This is a genomic window from Cetobacterium sp. 2G large, assembly GCF_014250655.1.
In the GTDB taxonomy this organism is placed as follows: domain Bacteria; phylum Fusobacteriota; class Fusobacteriia; order Fusobacteriales; family Fusobacteriaceae; genus Cetobacterium_A; species Cetobacterium_A somerae.
Window position 1 is genome coordinate 19929 of sequence record NZ_JACHTH010000009.1, and the last position, 7708, is coordinate 27636.

The 7708-nt window shown below is 28.8% G+C and carries 6 protein-coding genes and 1 pseudogene; all 7 read right to left on the reverse strand.

From position 1 onward, the window contains the following. Positions 1–129: 129 nt before the first annotated feature. The 7 genes and pseudogenes from H5J23_RS14040 to H5J23_RS14375 all read right to left on the reverse strand — a co-directional run bounded on the left by H5J23_RS14040 (position 130) and on the right by H5J23_RS14375 (position 7670). On the reverse strand, positions 130–1911 hold the full coding sequence (locus tag H5J23_RS14040) for a DNA/RNA helicase domain-containing protein (protein ID WP_185892917.1): 1782 nt from the start codon (positions 1909–1911) through the stop codon (positions 130–132). A 429-nt stretch (positions 1912–2340) separates the two neighbouring features. After that, positions 2341–2478 (reverse strand): hypothetical protein, encoded by a 138-nt coding sequence (locus tag H5J23_RS14045; RefSeq protein ID WP_185892918.1) that lies wholly within the window; start codon positions 2476–2478, stop codon positions 2341–2343. A gap of 23 nt (positions 2479–2501) precedes the next feature. After that, positions 2502–4670: a type I restriction endonuclease subunit R gene (locus H5J23_RS14050; protein ID WP_255494453.1), complete on the reverse strand. Its 2169-nt coding sequence runs from the start codon at positions 4668–4670 to the stop codon at positions 2502–2504. A 26-nt stretch (positions 4671–4696) separates the two neighbouring features. Then, positions 4697–5580, reverse strand: a pseudogene (locus tag H5J23_RS14370) (type I restriction endonuclease). A gap of 23 nt (positions 5581–5603) precedes the next feature. Further along, complete coding sequence (locus H5J23_RS14055; RefSeq protein WP_185892920.1) at positions 5604–6431, reverse strand: Fic family protein; 828 nt, start codon at positions 6429–6431, stop codon at positions 5604–5606. Between the two features lie 113 nt (positions 6432–6544). After that, positions 6545–6874: a restriction endonuclease subunit S gene (locus H5J23_RS14060; protein ID WP_185892925.1), complete on the reverse strand. Its 330-nt coding sequence runs from the start codon at positions 6872–6874 to the stop codon at positions 6545–6547. A gap of 547 nt (positions 6875–7421) precedes the next feature. Then, a complete protein-coding gene (locus tag H5J23_RS14375; RefSeq protein ID WP_185892927.1) occupies positions 7422–7670 on the reverse strand; it encodes a helix-turn-helix domain-containing protein in 249 nt (82 codons plus the stop codon). Positions 7671–7708 lie beyond the last annotated feature (38 nt).

A 7708-nucleotide genomic window follows, 5' to 3' on the forward strand; every position in this document is an offset into this window, starting at 1 on the left:
TCTATAAATTTCTGATAATCATTAGATTTTAAAGTTTTCTTAGTATTTCCATTATTTTTAAGCCAGTTTTTTTACTTATTCTCACTATTTTAAATCTTCTGCTATTTTGTTATTTTGTTCTAAAAATTTTTATAACGTTTTCATTCCTGCTTTAATTAAAAATTTATATGTTTCATCAAACTTCTCATCTTTAGGAATATAGACAATAACACCATCTCTTCCTCTAGTTAATAGAACTCTATAACTATTAAGTCTTATCTTATGTGGATCCTGCAACTTTGTATCTAAAGTATATTTTGCCCAATTATTTTCATCATATAAAAGATCTTCGCCCCAACAAATAATAGGCATATCAATTTCAAGTCCTTGACAATCAAACTCTGTAGCAATACTTTTAAAGCTACAACAAGAATTTGCTGAAGAAACAGGATCATGAAACCAAGGTCCTGGATCAATTTTTTCACTTTTATCTCTATAAACCTTTGAAGAACCTAATAGCCCATATTTTTTATATTTAGAATCTTTATATCTATTTAAGCAATATTTTTTAGCTTTTCCTAATTCTCTTGTAATATACATATTAAAGTTATTTTCTTGAATTTTTTCAGCTAACTTTTCATCTGGAATATTTTCTAAGATATTTTTTACCCATTTTGGATATTCATTAGCTGCATGAGTTCTTAAAGATGAATCTAAATTAAATTCTTTTATGATTTTAATTTTAACATTATCCAACCCTTCAAAGTAAATTTTTAAACTTTCTGGACAAGTAACATACCAGAGCTTCTTACTACTTCTTAAAGCTTCTCTCCAAAGCTTTATCCCTTGTTCTTCTCCATGATGTATTTCTTGACCTTCTCCAATTAACCCCAAGTAGTGACAAGGTTTTGTAGTCTTATCTGCTATTTCTATTATACATTGCGGCTCTGATTTTTTATAACGTTTATTCTGTAAAGTGTCCCAGGCTCTTTGTGCCTCATCAAAAACAATTATATTCGTATGAGGCTGTTTTGAATTACCAGTATATTCACTCTTAAATTTATATAAATCTGTAACAAATGTACGACTTTGTAAAGCATATTGAAGTACCTTCACCAAAGGACCATTCCCAGATAAGAAACTCCCACCCTTACTATGATGTATAAATTCCAAGCCAAGTAAAGTTTTACCTGCTCCAGGTACTCCAGTTACAAATGATATGGAGTTAGCTTTACTTGTATTCTTAATAACATCTGTAGTCCATTCTGATATCGTCTTTAATTTATCCAGTGCAGTATATATACCAGCACTTTTAGCTGATCTCAATTCCTTTATATCATTATTATTAAATATATCTATGGCAGCATTAATTAACGTAGGAAGTTGAGAATATTCAGATTCCATCCAAATTTTTGGATCTATATTTAGATTTTCTCCACTTAATAAAGTATTTAATGTATCTACTAGCATATTACAAGAACATATATTATATCTGCCATCTATTACTATCTTTTTATCCTCAATCATAGTGGTTATAAGAAAAGGAACTACTGTAAGTTTCTGACTTTCTCTATGGTAACCTGTAATATCTCTATAATATCCTTTTAATTGATCAAGGTCACTATGAGAATAGGTTTTTTTCATTTTAAATTCTAGTATAAAAACCTTATCTTCTAAAAGAAGTACAACATCAGGTCTTCTTCCACCTTCCATAGGAAGAAGATATTCAAAGATAATATGACCCTCTAAAGAAGATAATTTTTTTAATTCCTTTTGCAATTTTACAAAGCAATCTTTCCAAGCCAGAACTTGTTCATCAGATGGAAATTCTCCAGTAAAGATCAATTTAAAATTGTTTATCATCTCTCCTAGCCACTGATCTTGTTCTATCTCTATAAATTTTTTGATATTTGAATCAAAACATCTTTTCACTAAAAATCCTCCCTTCTTTCTAATAAATTTAAAATTCATCAAGAAAACCTAAAATAACAGCGCTCTTAAAAATATTAGATACTTTTCTATTTTAACTGTAAGATATGACTTGAAAGTATTAATAAATAATTACTTCCTCTATCTCTTTAAATGTTCTTTTGTTAATGTTAAGATAAAAATGGCTCTTTCCAACGTTAGTTGGTAAGAGCCTATTTAATATTGACTTTTACATCTTTCAATTATTACATTAACAGAGACCATCATTACATCATTCAAATTATTTTTTGCAATTTCCTTTTCAAGAATTTTTACTCCTGTCAAACTTCCCATATTTAGGATAGGGTTTTTACTTAATTCTAACTCTAATTTTAATGCTATCTTCTCATATAAATCTACTATATTTAATAAATATTGATTATTATATTTTTTTTAAATATACTTTAAAATTTTAAAGTATTCTTGAATATCTTCCTCTGATATAGGTTTATCTTGAAATCTAGATTTTATTTCTGTTACTCCATTAAATGCTTTTGATAAAAAGTTGAATTTATTCAATAAATTATCCATACTCTACTTTCCTCCTTCTTTTCCTATATTACACTCTCTTCACACATTACCTTAGCTTGTTTTAACACAAGTTCTGTTGCATCCTCTGTGTCTTCTGGAAGATAGCCATACTTTTTAAGAAGCCTTCTTATAGATCTTCTCATCTGAGCTTGTACACTCTCTTTATCATACCAATCTATAGTCATACTTTTCTTAATAGTCTCTGTAAGCTCTTTTGTTATCTGTACCAGTATATCATCACCTAACATCTCTTTTACTTTTTCATCACGAGTTAAAGCATCATAGAAAGCTACCTCATCCTCTGTTAAACCAAGCGAGTCACTCGCTTTATGAGTATCCATAAACTCCTTAGCCATCTTTATAAGTTCTTCCATTATCTCCAAACTTGTTAAAGCCTTATTTCTATAAGAACTCATAGCCTTTTGAAGTCTTTCTGAGAACTTCTCAGCTACCACTAGATTTTTTCTACTAGAGTATTTAATCTTACCCTCTATTAGTTTTCTTAACATCTCAACAGCTAAGTTTTTATACTTTATCTTCTCAACTTCTTTTAAAAACTCATCTGAAAGAATAGATATATCTGGATTATCAAGTCCTAACTGTGAATAAACATCTATAACATCTTCAGATATAATCGTCTTAGCCATAAGTGAAGCTATTTTTTCATTTATCTGAGCCTGAGTTAATTTTTTAGGATTATCTTTATCCTCAGTTTCTAACTTAATAAAACTAGCTTTAACAGCTTTAAAGTAACTTATCTCATCATTTAAAGCCTGTCCATCACGAGTTGTTATACATAGAGAATGAGCCTTAGCCAGTGCTAAAACATTATCAATAAATCTTTTCTTAATTCCAGGTTCATCATTTTCAAAACCTAAGATGTAATCCATACCCTCTATAATAATTCTAGCACGGTCTAAAGCACTATTACTTTTATATTTTGAATAATCAAAGTGATGGAATATCTCTTTTACAATCTCATAGTGTTCAATCATAAGAGCTACAGCTTTTTCTGTATCTACTCCAGTTGTCTTTTGATCATTTGGTGTATATTGTCTTAGTGCTTTTTTAAGTGCATCTCCTATTCCAATATAGTCTACAACTAAGCCACCACTTTTATCTTTGTATACTCTATTTACTCTCGCAATAGCTTGCATTAAATTATGCCCCGCCATAGGTTTATCAATATACATAGTATGCATTGATGGAACGTCAAACCCTGTTAGCCACATATCACGAACTATAACAATCTCTAACTCGTCTCTTTCATCTTTCATTCTATTAGCAAGCTCTTCTCTTTCCTGCTTTGTTGTAAAATGTTGCTTAAACTCCATAGGGTCTTTACTAATATCACTTGTCATAACAACTTTTATTGCACCCTTAGTCTTATCTTCATTGTGCCACTCTGGTCTTAAACTTACAATCTCATTATATAAATCTACACATATTTTACGAGACATAGCTACTATCATACATTTTCCAAAAGAGTTATTTCTTCTCATCTCCCAGTGCTCTATAAAGTCCTGAGCCAAAGTTCTTATTCTATTTTGAGAACCAATAATAGCTTCCATTTTTGTAATATCTTTTTTAGTACGTTCAACAGTCATTGCTTCTTGCCCTTCCATAATCTCTTCAAACTCACCATCAAGTTCAGATAAAACAGGATATGGAATATCTAATTTTATAAATCTATTTTCATAATAAATTTTAACAGTAGCTCCATCTTCAACAGCTCTTGTCATATCGTAAGTATCTATATAGTCACCAAATACAGCAGTTGTAGATTTATCATCAAAGTCTATAGGAGTTCCTGTAAATCCAATATAATTTGCATTGGGAAGTGCATCACGAATATGTTTAGCATAACCATATTTACTGTTTCCATCTGCATCCATTTTAGCATCTAATCCATACTGTGATCTATGAGCCTCATCAGCTATAATATATATGTCATTTCTAGTACTAATAGCCTCTACAATCTCTCCAGCTTTAGGAGCAAACTTCTGTATTGTAGAGAATATTATTCCACCACTACTTACATTTAGTAGTTCTTTTAATCTTTCTTTATCGTCTGCTTGTTTTGGTGTCTCTATTAGATAACTTTGAGCTTTTGAGAAAGTTCCAAAAAGTTGATTATCCAAATCATTTCTATCAGTTAAAACTATAACTGTTGGATTGTTAAACTTTTTCATAAGTTGCCCTGTATAAAATGTCATAGTTAGAGACTTACCACTACCTTGAGTATGCCAATTTTTCCATCATTGCTACGAGCATCTGCTGTCTTTTCCAGTGCTTTTTTTATAGCAAAGAACTGGTGATACTGAGCTAATATCTTTATTTTTTCATTTTTGCTTTGAAGAAACAGAATATAATCGTGAGTTAATTCTAATACTCTTTCCTTAGATAGCATTCCGCGAGTTAAAACTTCCATCATTAAAGAGTTTGTATCTGCTATTGTAACTCCATCAATACTTCTAAAGCTCATATATCTTTCTTCATTTGATGATATAGTTCCAGCTTTTGCATTAACTCCATCACTTATAACGATAAAAGAGTTATATTTAAAAAGATCTGTAATCTCATATTTGTATCTTTCAATTTGAGTATAAGCCTCTTTTATACCTACATTATCATTACTTAGAGATTTTAACTCTATAACTACAAGAGGTAGTCCATTGATAAATAGTATTATATCTGGTCTACGTTTAGTGTTTCCCACTATTGTAAATTGATTTATAGCTTGAAACTCATTTTTTTAATATTTTTAAAATCTATTAAATATACTTTTCCACCAGAACGTTTATTCCCATCTTTGTCTTTATACTCTCCTACATCCACTCCATTGACTAGCATGTTATGAAACTCTTCATTACTTCTAATCAAGTTAGGATTTGAAAGCCGCATTACTTTTCTAATAGCTTCCTCTTTAGTAGAAGATGGCATATCTTTATTTATGTTATAAACTGCTTCTCTTAAATTCTCTTCTAATATTACTGAATGATAGTCATCTCTTTCTAATTTTCTACCATCAATACATTCCCATCCCAAAGATTCTAATATTTCAAGATAGGCTGCTTCTAATTCATCCTCTGTAAAATTCATAATGCCCCCTAAATTCTTTTGATTTATTCAAAAATTTTTATCTCTTTTAATTCAATCTCTTTACTGTATAAAAGCTTCAAAAAAAACTCTTCTAGATATACAAAATTAGGAGATATTTTTTTGGGAATATTGCTGTAATTTGAAGCTACCAAGGAATTTCTGAAATACATTGAATTTTCTCTGAAAAGATCATTATTTACAGTATAACCCATACTTAAAAGATATTTCTGAATGAAAACTGCAACAGTTCGAGTATTTCCTTCTATAAAAGGGTGTATCTGCCATATTGCAGACGTGAATCGGGCTAAACTTTTAATCTGTTTATCTAAACTCATTTCAGAATAATTTTTACTGCTTTCATTTTCAAAATCATATTTCAGAAACTCATCTATTGTGGTGTACTCTCCATATATAACAGTATCGCCATTTAAAATTGGTTCCTTTTTAGAGATGTTGTATTTTCTGTATTCTCCAATGCTGTTATCTCTTTCGTCTAGTAGAAGTTCAGAGAAAAGTTTTCTATGGATACTCTTCAGTTGAATAGGACTAAAAACAAAAGCTCTATCTTCTAGAAGTTTTGCAATTCTTGTAGAGACTAGGTCACACTCCATTTCAGAATAATTTATAGAATTTTTATCTTGTTTACTGTAATAATTTTTTAAATCCTTCTCTATTTCATCAAAAGTCTTTTTTCCTTCTATAGATTCTTTTGTAAGTTGGATAAGGTAAGAGGATGGAGTTAATCCATCTACCTCATTTAGCCCTATTCCAACTTCCCAGTTTTCTATTCTCTTTTCCACTGGGGTATCATACTCTTTTATGATTTCATATTGAATGTTTTTTAGCGTCATTTTAATTTTTTCACCTCATTTTTAAAATGGATTATTATTTAAAAAATTCTCTATCTCTTTCAAAGCTAAGTCAGAAACTTTAATCATTTTTTCGTCACAACTTTTACATTTCATTATACTTCAATCTCTCCACTCATAAGTTTAGGAAGAAGAGTATCTCTTATTTCAGTTAGAGATTGAATTTCTTGAATATTAAAATATATTTTTTCTAATTGCTTTTCTGAAATTTTTCTAAATTTGTTTAAAATTTCATTATTAGGAATTATTATAGGTATTTTTCTTAATTCTCCTAAACTTATATATTGCTGAGTACTTCCAGCAAGTCTAGATTTTATATAATTCTCTATTAATTCTGTTTTCAAATAAAAATAAATATAAGAGTAATATTCTTTATTTTGGGAAGTTTTTAATAACTCTATATTTATACTCTGCTGGATCCATATTGTTTCTTAATTTATCACATGCTTTCCAAAGATTATCTTTGAAATTATCTTTTTCTATTACTTCCATAAAATCTCCTCCTAGTTATTAACTTTAATAAGTCTATTCATACACAGTATACCATATTTAAAGTACCTATTTTAGATTTATTTTAATCATAAAATAACAAAAAACAAGAGCTTTTAAACTCTTGTTTTTACTAGATTTAATTCTTTTATTTTTTTCTTCTAAGGTTTTCTGGTTCATTTCCTATAAAATAATTCTCAATTATATCCCAAATCTCTTCACTTATAAAATTAGAAGTATATATATGAGATAAAAGGAGAAGGGAAACTTTTAGTAAATGGCTTTGGATTATTCGGCTTCAGGTCTGGCGAAGGGTTATTAAATACACTTAAAGGAAAAAGAAAAGTTTATTATCCAAACAAGAAATCCTCAATCTTTTATGGATATTTTAATTGATTAATCTGTTACGCATTTTTTATTTGGAAGTGTTACTTCAAATTTTCTATTTAAAAGATTTTCTACTTTTAATAATTCTATTTCTTTTTATAATTTACGAACTTCTAGTTTTTGCTTATCTTCATCATTCAACTTTAACTTTTGTTTTCCACGACGATCCTCAAAAGAATCAGTATTACCAATATTATATTTTTTTATCCAAAGATAGATTTGCTGATATGAAACGTTAAAAATTTCAGATGTTTTACTATAATTTTTATTATTCTCTATACAATTTTTTCTTTTTCTCGAACGGAAAATTTTGATTTTTTTACCATATCTTTTTTTAAATAATATCCACCATAAATTTTATCTAATTCTATTCCCGCCTTAGA

Coding starts and splice junctions, on each gene's coding strand:
- H5J23_RS14045 (WP_185892918.1), bottom strand. CDS start 2,478: ATGGATAATTTATTGAATAAATTCAACTTTTTATCAAAAGCATTTAAT.
- H5J23_RS14055 (WP_185892920.1), bottom strand. CDS start 6,431: ATGACGCTAAAAAACATTCAATATGAAATCATAAAAGAGTATGATACC.
- H5J23_RS14050 (WP_255494453.1), bottom strand. CDS start 4,670: ATGAAAAAGTTTAACAATCCAACAGTTATAGTTTTAACTGATAGAAAT.